The following is a 19,757-nucleotide window of genomic DNA, read 5'->3' as shown; positions in this document are numbered from 1 at the left end:
TCTCTATCGCTAGGTCACTGTAGGTATTCGACGCGCCTCGCTTGCCAGTCTTTTGCTTGTTCTTCCAGGCGCTCAGCACCCCTTCATCTATCCAAACGGTCAGGCTCCCTCGGGCCTCCAAGGCGGCATGATACTCTGACCAGTTGCAGATGCGGTAGCGGCTTTTCATGCTCTCCCTTACTTCGACTATTATCTCAACCGTATCGATTCATTCTTGCTCATCACAACTGCCTATCGAACGATTTGTGCAACAAAGCCACCGGTCTAAGCCGTAGGTGGCTTTGCCACTGTTCGGCACAAACGATGCATCGATTACCCCGACCTGGAAATGGGTCGGCACAAGGGCTGCCTCTATCAACGCTTGGTTTAAGCTCATGAACTCGTATGGTTTGGCAAAGTGCCGTCGATAGGTGCGCTCTGACAGGTCGCTATAACGCGCCATATTCGTGAAATTTACCTTCCCACACACGACGTAGATAGTCGCAAACAGCGTCAGCAAGAATTGACGGCGGGATTTGCTAAAAGGCCGACTCTACGCAGTAGTTCCGGTATGATAGATGTCATAGCTATTCAGGTGGTTGGTTCGACTAACTAAACCGTAATGCCTGGATAGCTTTTCTGGCTACTTCTCTCGTTTTTCTGTCCGGACTATTGTCCCAATAAGTCTATAGATAATGCTAGGGAGGATAGTTTTTATGAGATGAGTTCTCGACAAGTAATACCCCATTCTCCCTGATGAATGACCAACCTGATTTACAGATTCAATTATTAGGGAGCTTCAGTCTTTACTATCTGCAGCAGTCCATCACGAATCTTCCTGGTGCTAAAGCTCAGACACTTTTGGCTTACCTACTTCTCCACTTAAAAGCTCCTCTATCTCGTCAATTTCTAGCTTACTGTTTCTGGCCAGAATCCTCCGATGTCCAGGCTCGCACTAATCTGCGGCAAACCCTGTACCAGCTCCGCCAGCGTTTACCGGAGGCTGACAGTTTTATTCAGGCTAACAGCAAGACTCTCCAGTGGAATCCCCAGACTTCCTTCAGGCTAGATACCTTTGAGTTTGAGCAGTTTTTAAACCTGGCAAAGTTGGCAGAACAGCAGAGCAATACCACTGCTCAAAAAGGATATCTGCAGCAAGCCATGGACATTTATTGCGGTAATTTGCTGCCAGAGTGCTACGAAGATTGGATCATTCCTAGACGCGAGCAGTTCCATCAAAAAGCGATTAGCGCTCTAGAAAGTCTCATCACCTTGCTCGAAGTCGATCAGGATTACGATGCGGCGATTGGGTATGGGCAGCGGCTACTCTCTCTCGATCCGCTTCACGAAGTTACTTATCAAACTCTGATGAAGCTGCACCTGGCAAGAGGCGATCGCGCTAGTGCCCTTCGTATATATGAGCGTTGCTGCTTGTTGTTCAAGCAAGACCTGGGGGTTGAGCCCAGTCCTGCCACCCGTGACGCCTACCAGTACCTGCTCCAGCAGGACAATCTGCCTGCTCCAACGGCATCTCAATTGTCAACCTTGGCCGAGTCAAAATCGCCAAGTCCTTCTGTGGCGGTGGCGACGCCACTAGTGGGACGCCACCAAGCCTGGACGGAATTGCACGCGACATGGCGAAGGGCAATCTCGGGATCTGCCCAACTCTTGTTAATCAAGGGCGAAGCTGGCATTGGTAAGACTCGTCTAGCAGAAGAACTGCTGTTGTATTGCGAAAAGCAGAACGTGACGACGGCTCGGACTCGATGCTATGCCGCCGAGGGACGTTTGGTTTATGCTCCCGTTGTTGACTGGCTACGATGCCTGAGCGCACAGATTCGCTTACACACCCTGGAACGGGTTTGGTTGTCGGAGTTGACGCGCCTTCTCCCGGAGTTATTAGCTGAGCACCCGGATCTGCCCAAGGCGCAACCGCTGACTGAGAGTTGGCAGCGTCAGTACTTTTATGAGGCGATCGCCCAAGCCTTTAAGCGAGTATTGGAACCATCTGAGGGGAGGCCGCCCCAATCGCTGCTGCTGATTGTTGATGACTTGCAGTGGTGCGACCCAGAAACGCTGGAATGGTTGCAATATTTCCTCCGCCTTGTAGCTGAGTTACCGGTGCTGATCGTCGGCACGGTTCGCAGTGAAGAGGTGGATGAGGCCCATTCATTAAATGCGCTGGTGAGATTGCTCCATCGGGATGAGCGGGTGACTGAAATCGCCCTAGACCGCTTAGACTTCGAATCCACTGCTGCCCTGGCCAGCTACATTGCCGACCATCCCCTAGAGTCCGCCCAGGCCCAGGTCCTGTTTCACCAAACGGAGGGCCATGCCCTATTTGTGGTAGAAATGATGCGAGCTAACTTGCTGGCATCGTTTGCCCGAGCGGACAGCGGTTCCGCACCAGTCGCCGGCGGCCAGGCGACCACAGAAGACGCCAATCATCTACCGCCCAAAGTCCAATCCGTTCTGACGGCGCGTCTTGCCCAGCTCTCTCCAAAGACTAGGCAGGTCGCCAATTTGGCGGCAGCGGTCGGGCGTAGTTTTACCCTATGGGTGCTGCATCAGGCTAGCGATGAAGACGAAGACACGATCGTCGATGCCTTAGATGAGCTTTGGCAGTACCGTATTATCCGAGAGCAGGGCGGCGACACCTACGATTTTAGCCATGACAAATTGCGAGAGGTCGCCTACGACAGCATTAGCGGCCCTAAGCGACGTCTCTTTCACCGTCGCATTGCCCAAGCCTTGGAAACCTTGCAGGCTCAAGTCTTAGAGGCCGTCAGTGCTCAGGTTGCTGCTCACTACGAAAAAGCCGGATTGTCCTCAAAGGCGGTGCCCTATTACCTTCGCGCTGCGGAAGTAGCCCAGCGCATTTACGCGAATACGGAGGCGATTCAGGCGTTTCGCGCCGCGATCGCGCTTCTCCAAACCATGCCTATCACCCCCAAACGGCTAGAGCAGGAGCGATCGCTGAATACGCTGTTGGGCGTCTCCCTGGTGGCCGTGAAGGGATATGGGTCACCAGAGGTCAAGGCAGTCTACGAACAGGCGCGATCGCTGGCTCAACAACTGGGATATGCCTCTAGCCCTCCCGTGATTCGAGCGCTAGCCATTACCGCGATTGTCCAGGGCGATTTGCGTCTGGCGCTGGAGCTAGGGCAGCAACTCCTCACTTTAACAGAAGCTGGTCAAGACTGCATTCTGGCGGTAGAAGCCCACTACGTCATGGGTGTCACCACCTTCTGGCTGGGGGACTTCAAAGCTTCTCGTTATCATCTTGAGCGGGCGATCAAGCGCTATCGCCCCGAGTGCCAGCAGCAGCATCTTACCCTCTATGCCCAAGACCCCAACGTCATTTGCCTGAGTCGACTGGCCTTTACCCTCTGGTGTTTGGGCTATCCAGAGGAATCAACGCAGGTCAGCCGCCATGCTATGACCGAAGCCCGCAAGCTGTCCCATCCCTTTACCCTAGCCTATGCCCTCACCTGGACGACGATGCTCCATAGTCATCGCCGCGATATCCCCCTCACCGCCCAATACGCATCGGAAGTCATTACCCTGAGCGAGGAGAAGCAGTTGGGCATTTGGCTGCACATTGGGCGAATGTTGCAGGGCTGGACGAGGGCTTATACGGAGGATGTTGAGGACGCGATGGCACAAAGTCACCCCGGTAGGGGTATCGCCCAGATGCAGGCCGCCCTCCAAGCCCTGGAAACCATCGGTGCCGAGTTCCTTAAGCCCTATTTCTTGTCACTGCTAGCGGATGCCTATGGTCGAATGGGAGACATTGGCAACGCCCTAGACCTGATTCAGCAGGCGTTTGAGGCAATGGAGCAGAGCGGCGAGGGCTGGGTGGAGTCAGAACTATTTTGGCGCAAGGGAGAATTGTTACGGCTCAATCAGGCAAATTCTGCTGAGGTTCAGAAATGTTTTGAAAAAGCGATCGCGATCGCCCAATCCCAATCCATAACGCTCCTCGAATTGCAGGCCACGGTTAGACTTCAAGAGTTTTCCCAGATCGCACTATTTCCTAAAGTGTTATCAAATTGGTTCTACGAAACCCTCGAATTAACGCCGCAAGAACGCTATCCGTCAATTTTTCAGCAAGCCATAACGCTTTTGCAAACGCTTTCATAACGTTACTTTCAGTACTCTGATGTTGTGAGTTAAACGACTCACACAACACCCATTTACAAATTGTGTAGAGAAAACCCATGACTGCAACCTTGAAACAGTTCGATCCGATCCGCTACAAGACCACCACCCGTGCCCAGTGGGAAACCGCTGCGGAAGCGTGGCATCGGTGGGGTGGTTTGCTGACCACATGGCTCGGCCCTGCCACCGAACTGATGATGGACATGGCCGGGATTCAAGAGGGCGATCGCGTCCTCGATGTGGCCGCAGGCGCAGGCAACCAGACCCTCGATATCGCCCGTCGCGTCGGCCCTTCCGGTTCCGTGTTGGCAATCGACCTATCGCCGACCATCTTGAGTTATGCCGCTGAGGTTGCCAAAGCAGCGGGACTCACCAACGTCCAAACCCGCGAGCTAGACGGCGAATCCTTAACTGAGCTGGAAGCGGAATCCTTCGATGCTGTAGTGTCTCGCGTCGGTATGATCTACTTTCCCGATCAGCAGAAAGCTCTACAGGGCATGAAGCACACCCTCAAGCCCGGTGGCAAAGTCGCGGCTATGGTTTATTCCACCGCCGACAAAAACGGTTTCTTCTCCATTCCCGTCTCTATCATTCGTCAGCGGGCCAACTTACCTAAACCTCTGCCCGGACAGCCCGGCCCCTTCAGCCTCGGCGCTCCCGGTGTATTGGAATCGGTCTTCGCTAAGGCCAGACTTCGCAATATCGAAGTCAAGACCATTGATGCCCCAGTGCGGTTACCTGCTGCTGCCGATTGCCTGCGCTTTGAAAAAGAGTCCTTCGGAGCGTTGCATCAAATGCTGGCGGGGCTATCGCCTGCTGAGCAGGAAGACACCTGGCAAGAAATCGAAGCGGCTCTCAAAGAATTCGAGTCTAACGGTCAATTTGAAGGCCCCTGTGAGCTGGTCATTGCCGTAGGTACCAAGTAGCTCATTGCAAAGCTCAACACACGAATAGCGAACCGTTGAGAGCTAAGCTATCCGTAGCAAATCACTTTAATTCAGGAGAATTTCCATGAGCGAAATGATCACGTTTCAACGACCCGATGCTCAAACTTGCAACGGCTACTATGTTGAACCCGCTAGCGGCAGCAGCGCCCCCGGCATTGTTGTTATTCAGGAATGGTGGGGGTTAAACAACCAGATCAAGGGAGTCGCTGACCAGCTCGCCAAAGCCGGTTACCGAGCGCTCGTGCCGGACTTATACAGAGGCGAAGTCACGCTCGAAGCTGCTGAGGCTGAGCACCTAATGAGCGACCTCGACTTTGGCGATGCGGCGACGCAAAACATTCGTGGAGCCGTGCAGTATCTCAAAGCCGACAGCCCCAAAGTGGCAGTGATGGGCTATTGCATGGGCGGCGCACTGACCGTACTGGCGGCTGTTCACGTCCCCGAGGCCGATGTGGCCGTGTGCTGGTATGGTGTTCCCCCGGAGGAAGCTGCCGACACCCGCACCATCTCGATTCCCTTCCAGGGCCACTTTGCGCTTCAGGATTCGTTCTTCCCGCCAGATCAGGTCGATGCCCTGGAAGCTCGACTCAAAGAAGGTGGTGTGAACTACGAGTTCTATCGCTACGACGCGGAACATGCCTTTGGCAATGAAAACAATGCTAGCTATGACCCCGAGGCTACAAAGCAGGCGTGGGAGCGATCGCTCACCTTCCTATCTCAACATCTCACGTAATTCAGGAAATTGATCATGAAACACCAACTTGCAATCGTCCAACATCCCCCGGTGATGCTCAACCTCAAGGCATCCATCGAAACAGCAATTCAGTATATTGAGGAAGCTGCTTCTGCCGGAGCTAGCCTAGTTATTCTGCCGGAAGCATTCCTCCCCGGCTATCCATCTTGGATTTGGCGACTGCGCCCCGGTGGCGACATGGGCTTGATTAAGGAACTGCACACTCGGCTAATAGCCAACGCTGTGGATATCGATGGCGGCCAACTCCAGCCCTTGTGCAATGCGGCAACGCGGAATCACATCACGGTTGTCTGTGGCATGAGTGAACTAGACAGTCGCTATAGCCGTTCAACCCTGTATAACACCGTTGTCACGATTGGCCCTGATGGAACCCTGCTGAACCGTCACCGCAAGCTTATCCCCACCAATCCTGAACGTATGGTGTGGGGCCGAGGCGATGCCAGCGGTCTGCGAGTGGTAGATACCCCTGTCGGTCGCATCGGCACCCTCATCTGCTGGGAAAACTACATGCCCCTGGCCCGTTATGCCCTCTATGCCCAGGGCATCGACATCTACATCGCCCCCACCTGGGACTGTGGCGAATCCTGGCTAGTCACTATGCACCATATTGCCCGCGAAGGGGGCTGCTGGGTAGTTGGCTGCGCCAGCGCCATCCAGGCTAAGGACATCCCAGAAGATTTCCCCGATCGCGCTAAGATCTTTCCTGATGAAGACGAATGGCTCTGTTCCGGTGACTCTACCGTTGTTGCGCCGATGGGTGGCCCGATCTCGGGTTCTCACCATCGCGAGCAAAGCATTGTATATGCTGAATTTGACCCGGCTGAAGCCGCAGCAGCGCGGCGATCACTCGATGTCAGCGGTCACTACAACCGTCCCGATATTTTCCAACTCCAGGTCAATCAGGCCAAACTGCTTCCCATTACTTTCATTGAAGATCCAACAAAAACCTATGAATCCTATGTAGAGCAGTTCGACTTAAAGCCTGGTGAGCAGGTGGCATAGTCCGTGATCGACTGAGCCAATAGTAGTACATGTACACTCAAGTACAAGTAGGTTAACATTTCGCTACAGCGTGCGGCAGAAAGCTGACTTGTCATAGGTAACAGGCTCCCTGCCGCCGCTGTACCTCACCGTTAGGCCGCGCTGCCACTTGATGACCAGATTACTCCTGTAGTTTGCAACAGGTAAATCACCGCAAAGACGGCAAAGAAAACTCCGGCCAGCACCGTCGCCCAAAAGCTAGTCGCTGACGGGCGCAAATCCTTTGGCAATACCGTGTGGTTGAGGTAAAGGGTCAGCCCGACCACTACGGGAATGTGGGCGGCTTCAATAGCCCCTGCCAACTGCAAAAGTCTGACCGGTTTGCCGATGAACAGGTACAGTACCGAAGTCACTCCGGTTAACAGCACAATTAAAAACACCTTTTGCAGGAATTTCTCATTGGCCCAGCGGCCTCGCACCTGGAACCGTCGCAGAATGATACCGCTACCGTCCGCCAGTAGCCGAGACCAGCCATCCTGATTAGTTAGCGTGGTTTGCCAAAAGCCAATAAAGACGGCAATGATCATGAACCAGAAGCCAACTGGCCCCCAGACCTCGCCCAGGAGTCGGCCTAGAACCTCAGCTACGTCATTTTCAGCGGGTACAAGCCCCTCTGGCCCTAACAGCTCTGCGCCCAGAATCAGGAATGCCGTAACGTTGAGCAGTCCCCCCACGATGCCAACGGTGTTGTCGAGGGTCATCTGGCTAACCCAGCCCTTGAGGCGATTGCGTTCCTGCTGGGTTAACTCCGCTGGGCGAACGACTGTATCGTTTTCCCGAGCCTGTTCGGCAGCGCCATAGCCCCGCTCCGGAATCCAGTAAGAGTACCACATCAGCCCTGCGGCTCCAGCTAGCATAAAACTCAACCACGGTAAGATTTCGCTGTAGTCAACGTCGCTTGGGACAGACGGCACAAGGCCCGCCGCCAGAGAACCAAATTCTGGAAAGACTGTGATCGCAGTGATAATTGCCGCCGAAATCAGCAGCGCTGCCAGCACGGTTGAGATCTTTTCTAGCCAGCCGTAGCGTCCCCACAGCAGAATGGCCATTGTTGAGATCACTACCATAATCATCCAAAAGCGCGGATCGCCCGGTAACAAAAGCACGATCGCTGTAGCTGCTGCTCCCGCCAAGCCTGCGATCGACCCTACGGCGACAAAAAACTGAGGAAAGATGATCAGCCAGACTGCCCAATTTTGGGGTCCGGGTAATTGCTTGAATCCATCCAGGAGGGTTGCCCCAGTGCAAACGGCAAAGCGCCCAATTTCTCGGTTAACAAACCACTTAAGAGTGACGGCTGTCAGCATCGCCCAGATAAAGACGTAGCCATATAGGGAGCCAATCCGAGGCGGAAATAAGATTTCTCCCGCTCCGCCAGCGCTGGCGGCAATAAAGACAAACCCTGGCCCTACCCACTGTAATCGCTGTTTGCCCCTAGGGGGTTTGGGGATCGTTGCCGAATCAGTACGATTCTGGTCGTTGTTGATTTGGGCTGATTTCAGCCGTTCATTAGAGTGACTCATCAAGGGTTTCCCGCAAGCAGCTTCTGGTAGTGGAATTACAAGGAGCAGATAGTTCTAACTCCTTCTTATTTCTTGTAATGAGAGTATCACAGTGAGAACTCTCGCGTTTCGCCTTGCCTTAGCTCATAAAAGCATTCTGGAAGCTCATTTCTACCCATTACGAACAAAAGGAGCCCCGAAGGACTCCCTTACCATTAGCCTATGCGACACTGACTAGCTGCGGCGAATATCAGGATTGCCTGAGGTATCAACGTCTATCTCTTCACGGCGGACGGTTTCGCGATCGCTGACGACATCCCGATCCACTTCTTTACGAACGTTCACTTCTTCGCGCACAAACGCTTCCTTATGAATATCCGCATTTTCTTCGTGGACTTCCATCCGAGCGACTTCGCCTTCGCGGAAGTCGGGTGTGTCAGTAGCAGCAGTCGTATTCGTCGGATTAGTCCGCTCGATTACTACGCGCTCTCTTTCCACCGGGACTGAGACTTCAGCGCTTTCGGTCTCGACTCGCTTGCCAACGCTGACTTCGCCAGTCTTCGTCCGGTGCTTGTCAGCAATCAGACGCTCTTCATACAGCCGAATCGGGTGATTGACATCATTCTCATCTACGCCATACATCGCAGGCTCATCGTCGTAGCTGTAATTGTCGCGGGTGTAGGCAGTATTTGCCGTCGCGCCCGTCGCCGCAGTGCCAGTGACAGGTGCCGATGTGCCCGCAGCCGGCATCCCAGCCGCTCGGCCAGTGGCAGTCTGACTTCTGCCGGGCAGCGTCCGATAGGTACCGCGCAGACGCTCTTCATAGTCGTGGTCTACCATCATGTCGGTTTTATATTCTGGCAGCTCTTCAATCTGCTGCTTGGTCAACCCCTCAACGTGAATGCGCTGGTTGTCATAGTCAAAGTTGGCTAGGCCAATCGGCAGTAAAACTTTTTTGCCAAAGATCCACGGGCCAGTATCGACCACAAGATATCGAAAGCGCCCCGTACCGTCTTCAAACAGTCCATCCTCGACGGAACCGACCTTGTCATTGTCCCGCGTGTAGACGCTGTAGTCGTCAATATTGCTCAGGTTGCTATCGCTAAACGTATCGCGATAGTTGGGATATGCTTTCTTGAGCCTTAGTAATGCCATATGGTTGGCCTCCGTTTTTAGTAGGTTAAGCTTTACGCAATATCTGCGTATTCAACTGTTTATTACTATATGAAATTGCTCTCAAATTCTCATGGCGCGATAGGAAGACTTGGGCGGAATCGGCTCTCATTCAAAGGAAAGATAGCAGTAGCATGAGCAGTTTCGCTTCTCAGTCTGGAGATTTTTTAGCACCCAGAAATTGCTATCAAAAGAAATAGGGCGCTGCTTCAAAACAGCGCCCTACTAGGGAGATGAGTAACCGTCTCCGCTTACTGTCGTGTCAAACACGAAAAGTAAACTACACGCGCACTCTAGGCTTGCGGGCACCCACTGTCGCACCAATCAGAGAAGCTGCCAGACCCAGCAGAGCGCCAATTAAGAAAGACCAGGCCGCTCTAGCCGCATTGCCAGCGTACTGCTGCGCTTCTTGAGCACTTACATTAGGGAGAGCGCTTGGGTCTGGAATTGCAAGACCACCTGGTTCCTGAACCTGGCTGAGCACGTCACCGGCGTTAGCAGCAACGATTCCAAAGGTGCCAGAGACGCCGCTGGCCAGAAGCCAAGAGCTAACCGCAATCGTAGTTGCCCAAAGGATGATGCCGTTGATCATCGCCGTCTTGTTGTTCATGGGTCCGCAGGTACTGCCCATGATCCAACCGCCTAAAAAGAGGGCAATCAGGAGGCTGATAACGGCCCAGATGCCCACGCCGATGCCGACGGCCCCTGGATCGGCACCGCCAGCACCAATGGTGGCACCGACTGCCGCACCCAGGGCGCTAAGCATGAGCTGCGCACTGATCGAAACGACGATACCAGCAAAAATAGGACCCCATCGAACGCGATCGTGGTATTCAACTACGGGCGCGACGGGCGCAGTAGTCTGATAGGTGCCAGCGTCTGGTCTGTCTGCATATGCCATAGTCGAAAGTCTCCTTGAGTGGGTTGAATTTTTGTTAACAAACGTTTCAAATAGCAATACAGCACTATTTTCTGAAGCATTTATATTAAAGAGAGAGTTTTATTTTCTAAAAGGGTGATTCAAATATACAGAGACTTTATAGAGAAGCGTACCTATCGCGGGGTAGATCCTTTTGTTGAACTCTTGATGTGCGATTTTCTAGGTCTGAGTCACTCTTTTGAGTGAGGAAAGCGCTTCTGTATCGCTCTTTTGAGTGAGGGAATAAGAGACAGCTGTGACAGAAAATTACTGTAAAGCAGTTTTTCCTAGAGGCTCAGGCGTTATGGCGCTTTACAAAATTGGCGATCGCTACCCCGACTACAAAAACCGTTACTTTGACGGCAACGACCTCAAAGGCACCGATGTCTATTTAGGGAATACCCACGATAAGGTGGGAAGCGTACATGACGTATTGATCAGCGAAGCCGGGCGTATTCGCTACCTGGTGATGGCGATGGGCAGCTGGCTGGGCGGTCAGAAAAAGGTGCTATTGCCAATCGGCCGCTGCGTCGATGCGCCTACCGAGTCTCGCATTTACCTCAGGGATATGACCCAGGAGCAGGTCAAGCAGCTGCCCAAGTATGACAGCGATATGACGGTAGACCATGACTACGAAGAGCGGGTTCGTGATGTTTATCGCGAGGCCAGTGCTGAGACTTCGGTGCCGGTTGAGATGTCGGCTCCGGTGGAAGGGGCCGGTGTGATCGGTCTGACTAGACCAGCCCCTGCTCCGATGGCCGCGCCCGCGCCGACGCCCGCGCCGGCGCACCGGCCTGAACCGGTCGAACCTGAGCCGGTTTACGATCGCGAACCCGACCTGTATGAGATGCGCGATCGCGACCACAACCGCATTCGCCTATACGAAGAGCGCCTTGTTGCCGATAAGCACCGCGAAAAAGTGGGCGATGTGCGGATTAAGAAACATATTGTTACCAACGAAGCCGATGTGTCTGTTCCCGTGCAGAAAGAAAAGGTGGTAATTGAGGTCGAGACTAATCTGGCCGGTGGTACTCGGGTGAATGCCCCCGATGCCCGGATTGGCGAAGGCGATTCCCGAGAGATAGACGTCTACGCCGAGCGGCCTGACATTCGCAAGGAAACCGTGGCCTATCAGGAAGTGAACGTTCGCAAGGAAGTCGAGCAGGACGTCGTCACCGCCCGTGAGACCGTCCGCCGAGAAGAGCTAGAGGTCGATGCGGAAGGGAATCCGGCGATCGATGACCGCCCCAATCGTCACCCTAATCATCTAGAGCAGCGGTAAGCCAGACCAGCAGCTCTCCCCAGCGTAGCCGCTGGTCTCTTTTGTAACCATCGATAAGGAAAAGATTCATGAAAACAAATTCACAATCAAACCCAGACTGGTCTATTTACAATGCCGCCCTGGCAATGACCGGTGCGCTCACCATCGCCATCATTCCTGGGATTCCCCTCTATACGGCCTCGGCTCAGGAGGCTTTCCCCGATGTGCCCGCCGACTACTGGGCGCAGCCTTTTATCGAAGATTTGAACCAGGCAGGCATTTTAGACGGCTATTTGAACAATACCTTTCAGCCCGAGCAGTTGATTGACCGAGACGAGTACGCGGCGATTATCCGCCAGGCGTTTGAAGCAGAGCCGGTGCGCCAGATTGCCAGCGCGAGTAAATTTGAGGATGTGCCCGAGGGCTACTGGGCCTCGACGGCAATTAAGGAAGCCTACGAGACCGGCTTTATGAATACGCCTACGCCGGCGGCTGAGCAGTTTAATCCCCAAAAGGAACTGACTCGGGCAGAGGCGATCGCGGTTTTAGCCCGGGGCCTAGATATACAGCAGCCGGTGGGGCTACAGCAGACCCAGGGCCGAGCACAGGCACGTAAATCGCCCAATCGGCTAGCTTTTCCGCTGGCTTCGACGGCGCTGATGCAGCTCTTTGCTCCGGTGGCCGCGATCGCGTCACCCGCAGCCAGCCCGGCAGTCAGCCAGCCCGAGCCGGTTGACCTCAGCCAGTACTATGCCGACGCCGATCAGATTCCAGAAGCTTTGCAAGATGAGATTGCGCTAGCGACCCAGGCCGGTCTGGTGGTCAACTACCCCGACCTTGATAGGCTCAATCCTAATCAGCCGATTAGCCGGGGCGGCGCGTCTGCGCTGGTGCATCAGGCGCTGGTCTACGAAGGTGCCTTGCCACCGCTCTCACCGGAGTCTCCGTCAGCGGACTATATCGTCCAGCCCTAGGGGACTGGGGTGACCTGCGATCGCGCCTTCACGACTGCCCGCACCCAGTCCAGCCAGTCCGCCAGCCCTTCCCCAGTTTTCGCCGACAGGGGAATGATTTTCACCTGTGAGTTGAGCTGGCGGACGTTGGCGATAATGTTCTCAATGCTGACGTCTAGATAGGGCGCGAGGTCAGTTTTTGTAATCAGCAGGCAGTCGGCCTCGCGGAACATAATGGGGTACTTCAGCGGCTTGTCTTCACCCTCGGTCAGGCTGAGCAGCGCCACTTTGGCATGTTCGCCCACTTCAAACTCAGCTGGACAGACCAGATTGCCGACATTTTCAACAAAGACCAGGTCAAACTCGCTGGGGTTGCAGTCTTGCTCTAGCCGATGCAGGCCCCCAGCCACCATCTTGGCATCCAGGTGACAGGCTCGTCCCGTGTTGATGGCGAAGACGGGAACGCCGTGCTGCCGCAGCCGATCGGCGTCGAGCTCGGTGGTCATATCGCCTTCGATCACGGCGATGTTTAGCTCTTCCCGCAGGGCTGCCAGCGTCTGTTCTAAGAGCTGAGTTTTGCCCGCGCCGGGGCTGCTCATCAGGTTAAGGCAGGTAATGCCCCAGCGGTCGAAATGCGAGCGGTTGTAGTCAGCCCCGGCCTGGTTGGCGTGCAGCATATTGATTTCTAGGGCGGCGTCAAAGGTTTGATGCATGGGGTTTTCCGTTTTAGGGTTCTGAGTTTGTAAGACGGGCCTATTGGCGATATTCGACCCGGTCGATTTTGAGCTCGCGGCCCGAGCGAATTTCTACCATGGGTGCGTCACAGTCGGGACAGGCATAGTGTTGGCCCACCTGGGGCCGATATTCCGCCTGGCAGGTGAGACAAAAGGCAATCAGCGGCGTTTCTCGAATCACCAGCTCGGCCCCGTCTAGAAAGGTGCCCTGGGTCTGGGCGTCGAAGGCAAACTGGAGCCCCGCCGGTTCTACACAGGTAAACTGGCCGACGACCAGATGGACTTTCTCCACTGGCGGCTGCTTGGGCTGTGCTTCCCACCAGTCCCGGACGGTGAGGATTAGCGCCTTGGTCATATCGGTTTCGTGCATGGCCTATTCCCAGTCGCTGCCCACGTCCATGTTGGCCTCAGTTTGAATGTAGGCCGGTCGCTCAGCCCGGGGCAGCTGGCCCGAGAGCACCAGCCGGGCCATCGTGTCGCAGATCACCCGGGTGGCCATTAGCGCCGTCATGTCGCTGACGTCGTAGGGCGGTGACACCTCGACGACTTCCAGGCCGCAGACGGGCGCTTTTTCGACGATTTTACCTAGCAGGTACAGCGCCTCACGGGGCAGCAGGCCGCCCGGTTCGGGCCAGCCGGTGCCGGGCACAAAGCCCGCGTCGATGCAGTCGATGTCAAAGCTAATCCAGACGCAGTCGGTGCCGTCTAAGGCGCGCTCCAGGGCGTAATCCACGGCGGCATCCAGACCCATTTCGGTGATGTCGGTGACGGTGAGGATGTTGGTGGCGCGATCGCGGCAAACCTTCACCCCCTGCCGGGGCACCTGCCAGCCGCCAATCCCCAGCTGCACCAGGTTCTTGGCCGGGGCGTTGCTCATGTTGGTGGCGTGGAACCAGGGGCAGGTGTGCATCCGCTCGTCCAGGTCGGTTTCTTGCGTGTCCACGTGGCGGTCGAAGTGGATGATGCCGACTTTTTTGTCGCCCAGGTGACGGCAGATGCCGCGCACGGTGGGAAAGCCGATCGAGTGGTCGCCGCCCAGCAGAATGGGTAAGGCCCCCGAACTGAAGACATGGGCCACGCCTTTGGAAATCTGGTCGAAGGACTTCTCGTTGTTGGCGGGGATGGTGAAGATATCGCCCACATCGCAGAGGGTAATCTGCTCCCGCAGGTCTACCCCCAGCTCAAAGTTGTAGGGCGTGTAGAGGGCCGAAATTTTGCGAATCCCCTGGGGGCCAAAGCGGGTGCCGGGGCGGTAGGTGGTGCCCGAGTCGTGGGGGACGCCGACGATCGCCACGTCGTATTCGCCGACTTTACGCACGTCTTCGACGTAGGGCGCTTTCAGAAAGGTATTGATTCCGGCGTAGTGGGGCAGCTCGCCGCGTGAGAAGGTGGGGATGGTGCGATCGCGGATACTCGCCGCCGCCTCCAGGCCGTACTCTAGCCCCTGGGAGACCTCCTGCTGCCAGCCGGTCATCGGCAGCTGGGCCTCTCGCTCTAGGGCGCGGTTGGCTTCTGAGTCAGGGTTTCGAAAGAGGGGCGTATCGCTCATGCTGCATCCTAGTAGATTTAACGATTGGGCTGTGAATTGGAGCATCTAACTCAAAAGCCCGGCAGAGGGTAGCTCAAGATAGCGCTAAACGCTTTCACTACTCTCTCCCGGGCTTTTATCCCGCCGTGTACCAACCTCGGCTGGCGGCTTCTCTCGGACCAGGCATCTGGAGTAAACTCGCAAACCGGAACCCTAGAAGCAATCAATATTTGATCGACTTTTTGATCGATCTGCTGATAGTCATAGCAAGGCCAGCGCCTATTAAATCGTATTTTTGGCTACCAGAAACGTCTTGCTGAGGAAAATTGTGTCAAAACTTAAGTGGGTCGCCTTAAATTGATCACAAAGACAAACTGCATGTTCGATTTTCCCACCTTCCCATGAGTCAGCCAGCTCACCCTCATACCGGGGCCCAATCTGTAGTTTCACCCGGGGTAGTGAAGCGCAAGGCCCTAGAGCTAGGCTTTCACAAAGTTGGGATTGCCGCTATTCCAGCCCAGCCCAGCGCGGCTGAGGGCGATGCTCGGGAGGCTTTGCAGCGCTGGCTAGAGCAGGGCTTTCAGGCCGATATGGGCTGGATGGCCAATGCCAAACGGCAGAATATCCGGCAGATTATGCCCGCCGCCCGGTCGGTGATCTGCCTGGCGCTCAACTACTACACGCCGCAGGTCCGACCCGAAGGAGCCGAATATGCCAAGATTTCTCGCTACGGCTGGGGCCGCGACTACCATCGGGTGATGCAGCCCCGGCTGAAGCAGCTGGTTGGCTGGCTGTGTGAGCAATCGGAAGAGGGAGGAGACCCGATCCAGGCTCGCCCCTATGCTGATACCGGGCCGGTACAGGATAAGTTTTGGGCGCAGCAGGCCGGGCTGGGCTGGATTGCTAAGAACGGCAATCTAATTACGCGAGAGTACGGTTCCTGGGTGTTTCTAGCCGAGGTCATTACCAATTTAGAACTGGCTGCCGACTTGCCCCACACGGCCCATTGCGGCAGCTGTACCCGCTGCATCGAAGCCTGTCCTACGGCAGCAATTCGGTCGCCCGGCGTGGTCGATGCCAACCGCTGCATTGCCTATCACACCATCGAAAATCGTGACCCAGACCTACCCACGGACATTGCGCCGCACCTCCAGGGCTGGGTCGCGGGCTGCGACATCTGCCAGGATGTCTGCCCCTGGAACCAGCGCTTCGCTCAGGTCACCAACGTTGAGGACTTCCAGCCCTATCCCGGGAATGTCGCCCCCCGGCTGCAAGACCTCGCCCAGATCTCCGATGCGGCCTGGAACCAGCAGTTCCCGGCCTCGGCCCTGCGGCGGATTAAACCTGCCATGCTGCGGCGCAATGCCCGGGCCAATCTGCGCTCGACTGATGCTGCCCCTTCAGTCTCGCCAGCCGTTGAAGGTTGAGATTTGGGGGTTAAGATTGTAGAGTTTACAAAATTCTTTTATGACTGTTCAAGATTCAGCCGAACCGAAGCCTGCTGCCGAGACGAAGCCTGCCCTACCCGAGAAAAAGCCGTGGCAGCGGCTGATCGGTGAAAATGTGCGGCTGGTTGCGATCGCGCTCTTCATCGCGATCGTGGTCCGCCTTTTTGTCGCCGAACCGCGCTTCATCCCCTCCGACTCCATGCGGCCCACCCTGGCAATCGGCGACCGGCTGCTGGTGGAGAAGGTCTCCTACCGGCTGCATCCGCCTCAGCCGGGGGAAATTATCGTATTTCAGCCGCCGCCGCTGCTGCAAAAGTATGGCTATCCGGCTAGCCAGGCCTTTATCAAGCGGGTGATTGCCGGGGCGGGGCAAACGGTGCGGGTGAGCCAGGGTCAGGTTTTCGTAGACGGTGAGCCGCGAGCCGAAACCTACCTTCGCGAGCCGCCCCGCTACGAAATGCCAGCGGTATCTGTGCCCGCTGGCAATCTCTTTGTGATGGGCGACAACCGCAATGACAGCAACGATTCCCACGTTTGGGGCTATCTGCCCGAGGAAAACGTGATTGGCCGCGCCGCCTTCCGCTTCTGGCCGCCCGACAAGTTTGGCCCGGTTCCCCAGCCGCCTGTTCTTCAGATTAAAACCGCAGATAGTGCAGCAGCGCTGCCGTCAGCTGGGGCGGCAGCCGGAGCCGCTGCTGTAGGTCGGCCAAGTTCTGGTAACGTCCCCGCTGCCGCTGGTGAACCATAGCCCGAGCCAGGAAAAGGTCAATGGCGGGCACCTGAGTCAGCTGCTCGGCGTTGGCCCGATTGGCGTCTACGGTCTGGGGCTGAAGCGGACTTTCCGGGTCGTAATAGCAAAACTGTAAAACCGGTGCCCAGGGCTGAAGCTGCTGGAGCGACAGGCCCAGGGCGGCGGCCACATCCTCCAGGCAGGTCAGCGGCACGCCAGAGCGGGTGAGCTGATAGAGCGATCGCGCCTGATGAATCGACATCCCCGGCAGACGCAGCCAGTCATCCACCCCAGCCCGATTCACGTCAATCTGAATCCCCAGCTCAGCCGCCAGCCGCAGTTCAGCAACCGATTGAAAACGATAGTAGGGATCCCGCTGAAGCCGAACCCGCAACGGCTGTACCCGATCACCCATCCACCCCATCACCCTATCACCCCATCACTCCTCCCTCTACCCTCTACCCTTTACCCCTTCACCTACCCCAGCCGATCCAACAACCCCCGCCGCTTCTGTTCAAACTCATACTCTGAAATCAATCCATCCTGCCGCAGCCCGTCGAGTTCGCGGAGGGACTGCGCGATCGCGCTCACCTGACCCACATCAACCGGCTCCACAGAAGGACTTTTTGAAGTTAGAGAAGTAAGTATTGAGGCCAGGGGAAATGCTGCTGGATGCCGCTCAGCAAAGGCTGAATCGCTTTGAAAGCAGTACCAAACGGCTTCTAAGCCGCTAGCGATGCGAGGCAGAGGCGTTGCACTCAGGAGTAGATAGCAAATACCCCACCCATACTGGCCTAAATAGATTTTGTGTAGACCGGGCGTGAAAACACCGGCAAAGGCAAGGCTAATGGCAATGTGGCGATGCTTGCTGGCCTGAGAAACCGAAGAAACCATGGGCACTTTTATCAAACTATTTCTAAGATAGTAGAGTTGAGCGAATTTGATAAAAACGCTACTCTTAAGCAGCTAAATGCCTGCAAATTCTCGATTTAGGGCTAAATCGGGAATACTTTATCAGTATGATCTTTTAATAACCGACTGCCGCTAGCATGTCACCGACCGCATCTGCTACAGACTGGACCAGGTTTATTGAGCAAGACCCCTACGCCCTACTGGGCGTTCCAGTCAATGCGGACGAGCGGCAGATTCTTAAACGCTATCGTCAGATCGCAAAGCAGCTGCACCCTGACAAGCAGCTTGACAAAGACCTGGCCAGTAGTGAGTTTGCCCGGCAGATCATGGCCCAGCTGGTCAACCCGGCCTACCAGCGGTTAAAACAGGCCAAAACCCGCTCAGAGACGCTGACCACGATGCGTTTTCAAGTCAAGTGTCTGGTTCAGACGCCGCCGCCGCCGCCGCCGGCCAGCAGCGCTCAGCAGCTGCTGCGGCTGCCCGATAACGAGGTCGACGCGCGCTACGACCAGGCCGTGGGTCAGCTTGCCCAGGCCCAGTTCACCTCAGCCAGCGTCTTTCACTCAGCGGTGACGGAGCTAAACCAGCTCAATCTCAGCTTTTTACGCCGCAAGGTCCAGGAGCCCAGCTTAGCGCCCAAGCGTACCGAGCTGATGCTGGCACCGCCACCACCTACCCCGCTCACCAAAGCCGATGAGCCGCCGATTGACTATGCGGAAATGTACCGAACCCGGGCTCAGACCTACCTGAAGCAGCAAAACTACGTTGCGGCAGTGCAAGAGCTGCGCGAGGCGCTGAAGCTAGAGCCGAAAAATGCCGAATTTCATTCCTTAATTGGCCAGGCTTACTACGTGCAAAAGATGCATGGTATGGCCAGGGCCCATTTCCGCCAGACGTTAAATATTAGCCCCAATCACGGCGTTGCTCGTAAATACGCACGGATTTTAGAGATTGAGGACCTGCCTTCTCAGCCCTCTTCCCCCGGCCGGCCGGGGGAACCGCCAGCCCCTTCTATTTCCACCCATTTAACCGGCTGGTTTAGCCGCTTTCGGAGTCGCTAGAGCGTTTTCCTGGCAGCCATTCTGGTAGTAGCCATTCCGGTAGCACCGACCCAGAGTAGGGATATCTCGCCTTGGCTGACACCCAGCCACAGTCTAGGCTAGAAATAGCTTTAATATTAACGTTAGGTGTTTGACTTAAGCGCGATCGCTTAACGGCACCTACCTGTGACTGGAGGGAATACCCGCATGGGCATGTTTGACTCAGAAATTGTCCAGCAAGAGGCGATGCAGCTGTTTCAGGACTACCAGGCTTTAATGCAGCTCGGCAACAGCTACGGCAAGTTTGACCGCGAGGGCAAAAAACTTTACATCGACCAGATGGAGAGCATCATGGAGCGCTACCGAATCTTCATGAAGCGGTTCGAGCTCTCCGAAGACTTTATGGCCCAGATGACGATGGAGCAGCTCAAGACCCAGCTGGGCCAGTTTGGCATGACGCCGCAGCAGATGTTCGACCAGATGCATCAAACCCTAGAGCGGATGAAGGCCGAAATTGGCCCTGATCTATAGCATCTATAGGATTAGCCTATGGACAGGCATTAAGGCCGGTTAAAGTTTGACGGCGGCTGGAAGTTTTGCACGGGCTCATCCTTCAGCGCTCGCGACATGAAGTCTCGCCAGATCGGCGCGGCATAGCCCCCACCCGTCGCACCC

At 55.6% G+C, this 19,757-nt stretch carries 17 protein-coding genes, 2 pseudogenes and 1 riboswitch; of the genes and pseudogenes, 10 read left to right on the top strand and 9 right to left on the bottom strand.

Features of this window, described 5'->3' with window-relative positions; all coding sequences use genetic code 11:
* A pseudogene (locus IQ241_RS22290) lies at window positions 1-166 on the bottom strand (transposase); the annotation flags it as partial.
* Between the two features lie 674 nt (window positions 167-840).
* Between IQ241_RS22290 and IQ241_RS22285 the strand changes: the two are divergent.
* From IQ241_RS22285 to IQ241_RS22270, 4 genes are all read left to right on the top strand, one after another.
* Window positions 841-4,122, top strand: coding sequence for an AAA family ATPase (locus IQ241_RS22285; protein ID WP_193911496.1), 3,282 nt, complete (start codon window positions 841-843; stop codon window positions 4,120-4,122).
* A gap of 77 nt (window positions 4,123-4,199) precedes the next feature.
* Window positions 4,200-5,066 carry a class I SAM-dependent methyltransferase gene (locus IQ241_RS22280; protein WP_193911494.1) on the top strand — a complete coding sequence of 289 codons (867 nt, stop codon included), beginning with the start codon at window positions 4,200-4,202 and terminating at the stop codon, window positions 5,064-5,066.
* Between the two features lie 85 nt (window positions 5,067-5,151).
* Window positions 5,152-5,820 (top strand): dienelactone hydrolase family protein, encoded by a 669-nt coding sequence (locus IQ241_RS22275; protein WP_193911492.1) that lies wholly within the window; start codon window positions 5,152-5,154, stop codon window positions 5,818-5,820.
* A gap of 15 nt (window positions 5,821-5,835) precedes the next feature.
* On the top strand, window positions 5,836-6,843 hold the full coding sequence (locus IQ241_RS22270; protein ID WP_193911490.1) for a carbon-nitrogen hydrolase family protein: 1,008 nt from the start codon (window positions 5,836-5,838) through the stop codon (window positions 6,841-6,843).
* A 131-nt stretch (window positions 6,844-6,974) separates the two neighbouring features.
* Here the strand turns inward: IQ241_RS22270 and IQ241_RS22265 are convergent, their stop codons facing one another.
* The 3 genes from IQ241_RS22265 to IQ241_RS22255 all read right to left on the bottom strand — a co-directional run bounded on the left by IQ241_RS22265 (window position 6,975) and on the right by IQ241_RS22255 (window position 10,458).
* On the bottom strand, window positions 6,975-8,405 hold the full coding sequence (locus IQ241_RS22265) for an Nramp family divalent metal transporter (RefSeq protein ID WP_193911488.1): 1,431 nt from the start codon (window positions 8,403-8,405) through the stop codon (window positions 6,975-6,977).
* Window positions 8,406-8,618: 213 nt separating this feature from the next.
* Entirely contained in the window at window positions 8,619-9,539 is a 921-nt protein-coding gene (locus tag IQ241_RS22260; RefSeq protein ID WP_193911486.1) for a DUF2382 domain-containing protein, read from the bottom strand.
* A 298-nt stretch (window positions 9,540-9,837) separates the two neighbouring features.
* Window positions 9,838-10,458: a hypothetical protein gene (locus IQ241_RS22255; RefSeq protein ID WP_193911483.1), complete on the bottom strand. Its 621-nt coding sequence runs from the start codon at window positions 10,456-10,458 to the stop codon at window positions 9,838-9,840.
* Window positions 10,459-10,780: 322 nt separating this feature from the next.
* Here IQ241_RS22255 and IQ241_RS22250 point away from each other — a divergent pair, with 322 nt between their 5' ends.
* Together IQ241_RS22250 and IQ241_RS22245 are read left to right on the top strand one after the other, a co-directional pair.
* Window positions 10,781-11,758, top strand: coding sequence for a DUF2382 domain-containing protein (locus IQ241_RS22250; protein WP_193911481.1), 978 nt, complete (start codon window positions 10,781-10,783; stop codon window positions 11,756-11,758).
* A 68-nt stretch (window positions 11,759-11,826) separates the two neighbouring features.
* Window positions 11,827-12,711 (top strand): S-layer homology domain-containing protein, encoded by an 885-nt coding sequence (locus IQ241_RS22245; RefSeq protein WP_193911479.1) that lies wholly within the window; start codon window positions 11,827-11,829, stop codon window positions 12,709-12,711.
* Here IQ241_RS22245 and hypB read toward each other — a convergent pair.
* From hypB to IQ241_RS22230, 3 genes are read right to left on the bottom strand one after another with little or no spacing between them, the layout of a single operon-like run.
* The gene (hypB, locus tag IQ241_RS22240) at window positions 12,708-13,403 is read right to left on the bottom strand and encodes a hydrogenase nickel incorporation protein HypB (RefSeq protein ID WP_193911477.1); all 696 of its coding nucleotides are present in this window, start codon (window positions 13,401-13,403) and stop codon (window positions 12,708-12,710) included. The two genes, IQ241_RS22245 and hypB, sit on opposite strands and share 4 nt — an antisense overlap.
* A 40-nt stretch (window positions 13,404-13,443) precedes the next feature.
* Window positions 13,444-13,794 (bottom strand): hydrogenase maturation nickel metallochaperone HypA, encoded by a 351-nt coding sequence (gene hypA / locus IQ241_RS22235; protein ID WP_193911475.1) that lies wholly within the window; start codon window positions 13,792-13,794, stop codon window positions 13,444-13,446.
* A 3-nt stretch (window positions 13,795-13,797) separates the two neighbouring features.
* A complete protein-coding gene (locus IQ241_RS22230) occupies window positions 13,798-14,973 on the bottom strand; it encodes an agmatinase family protein (protein ID WP_193911473.1) in 1,176 nt (391 codons plus the stop codon).
* 102 nt (window positions 14,974-15,075) lie between these two features.
* A riboswitch (guanidine-I (ykkC/yxkD leader) is annotated at window positions 15,076-15,180 on the bottom strand.
* Between the two features lie 173 nt (window positions 15,181-15,353).
* On the opposite strand from IQ241_RS22230, the gene queG reads away from it, so the two are divergent.
* Together queG and lepB are read left to right on the top strand one after the other, a co-directional pair.
* Window positions 15,354-16,379: a tRNA epoxyqueuosine(34) reductase QueG gene (gene queG, locus IQ241_RS22225; RefSeq protein WP_193911471.1), complete on the top strand. Its 1,026-nt coding sequence runs from the start codon at window positions 15,354-15,356 to the stop codon at window positions 16,377-16,379.
* Window positions 16,380-16,419: 40 nt separating this feature from the next.
* Window positions 16,420-17,007 (top strand): annotated as a pseudogene (gene lepB / locus IQ241_RS22220) (signal peptidase I); the annotation flags it as partial.
* A gap of 28 nt (window positions 17,008-17,035) precedes the next feature.
* Here the strand turns inward: lepB and IQ241_RS22215 are convergent.
* The gene (locus tag IQ241_RS22215) at window positions 17,036-17,545 is read right to left on the bottom strand and encodes a helix-hairpin-helix domain-containing protein (RefSeq protein WP_193911467.1); all 510 of its coding nucleotides are present in this window, start codon (window positions 17,543-17,545) and stop codon (window positions 17,036-17,038) included.
* A gap of 62 nt (window positions 17,546-17,607) precedes the next feature.
* A complete protein-coding gene (locus tag IQ241_RS22210) occupies window positions 17,608-18,024 on the bottom strand; it encodes an SHOCT domain-containing protein (RefSeq protein ID WP_193911465.1) in 417 nt (138 codons plus the stop codon).
* Between the two features lie 155 nt (window positions 18,025-18,179).
* On the opposite strand from IQ241_RS22210, the gene IQ241_RS22205 reads away from it, so the two are divergent.
* Both IQ241_RS22205 and IQ241_RS22200 read left to right on the top strand, forming a co-directional pair.
* A complete protein-coding gene (locus IQ241_RS22205) occupies window positions 18,180-19,103 on the top strand; it encodes a DnaJ domain-containing protein (RefSeq protein WP_193911463.1) in 924 nt (307 codons plus the stop codon).
* A 186-nt stretch (window positions 19,104-19,289) separates the two neighbouring features.
* Entirely contained in the window at window positions 19,290-19,613 is a 324-nt protein-coding gene (locus IQ241_RS22200; RefSeq protein ID WP_193911460.1) for a DUF1825 family protein, read from the top strand.
* The last annotated feature ends 144 nt before the right edge of the window (window positions 19,614-19,757 follow it).

Origin of the sequence: Vasconcelosia minhoensis LEGE 07310, assembly GCF_015207255.1 — a bacterium.
Classification (GTDB): Bacteria; Cyanobacteriota; Cyanobacteriia; order Phormidesmidales; family Phormidesmidaceae; genus Vasconcelosia; species Vasconcelosia minhoensis.
The sequence above is the reverse complement of the archived record's forward strand: the minus strand, read 5'-3'. Positions and strand labels throughout refer to the sequence as shown.

Bases quoted from the DNA above. Each gene is read 5' to 3' on its own strand.
- IQ241_RS22280 (WP_193911494.1), top strand. From the start codon at position 4,200: ATGACTGCAACCTTGAAACAGTTCGATCCGATCCGCTACAAGACCACC.
- IQ241_RS22275 (WP_193911492.1), top strand. From the start codon at position 5,152: ATGAGCGAAATGATCACGTTTCAACGACCCGATGCTCAAACTTGCAAC.
- IQ241_RS22270 (WP_193911490.1), top strand. From the start codon at position 5,836: ATGAAACACCAACTTGCAATCGTCCAACATCCCCCGGTGATGCTCAAC.
- IQ241_RS22265 (WP_193911488.1), bottom strand. From the start codon at position 8,405: ATGAGTCACTCTAATGAACGGCTGAAATCAGCCCAAATCAACAACGAC.
- IQ241_RS22260 (WP_193911486.1), bottom strand. From the start codon at position 9,539: ATGGCATTACTAAGGCTCAAGAAAGCATATCCCAACTATCGCGATACG.
- IQ241_RS22255 (WP_193911483.1), bottom strand. From the start codon at position 10,458: ATGGCATATGCAGACAGACCAGACGCTGGCACCTATCAGACTACTGCG.
- IQ241_RS22250 (WP_193911481.1), top strand. From the start codon at position 10,781: ATGGCGCTTTACAAAATTGGCGATCGCTACCCCGACTACAAAAACCGT.
- IQ241_RS22245 (WP_193911479.1), top strand. From the start codon at position 11,827: ATGAAAACAAATTCACAATCAAACCCAGACTGGTCTATTTACAATGCC.
- hypB (WP_193911477.1), bottom strand. From the start codon at position 13,403: ATGCATCAAACCTTTGACGCCGCCCTAGAAATCAATATGCTGCACGCC.
- hypA (WP_193911475.1), bottom strand. From the start codon at position 13,794: ATGCACGAAACCGATATGACCAAGGCGCTAATCCTCACCGTCCGGGAC.
- IQ241_RS22230 (WP_193911473.1), bottom strand. From the start codon at position 14,973: ATGAGCGATACGCCCCTCTTTCGAAACCCTGACTCAGAAGCCAACCGC.
- queG (WP_193911471.1), top strand. From the start codon at position 15,354: ATGAGTCAGCCAGCTCACCCTCATACCGGGGCCCAATCTGTAGTTTCA.
- IQ241_RS22215 (WP_193911467.1), bottom strand. From the start codon at position 17,545: ATGGGTGATCGGGTACAGCCGTTGCGGGTTCGGCTTCAGCGGGATCCC.
- IQ241_RS22210 (WP_193911465.1), bottom strand. From the start codon at position 18,024: ATGGTTTCTTCGGTTTCTCAGGCCAGCAAGCATCGCCACATTGCCATT.
- IQ241_RS22205 (WP_193911463.1), top strand. From the start codon at position 18,180: ATGTCACCGACCGCATCTGCTACAGACTGGACCAGGTTTATTGAGCAA.
- IQ241_RS22200 (WP_193911460.1), top strand. From the start codon at position 19,290: ATGGGCATGTTTGACTCAGAAATTGTCCAGCAAGAGGCGATGCAGCTG.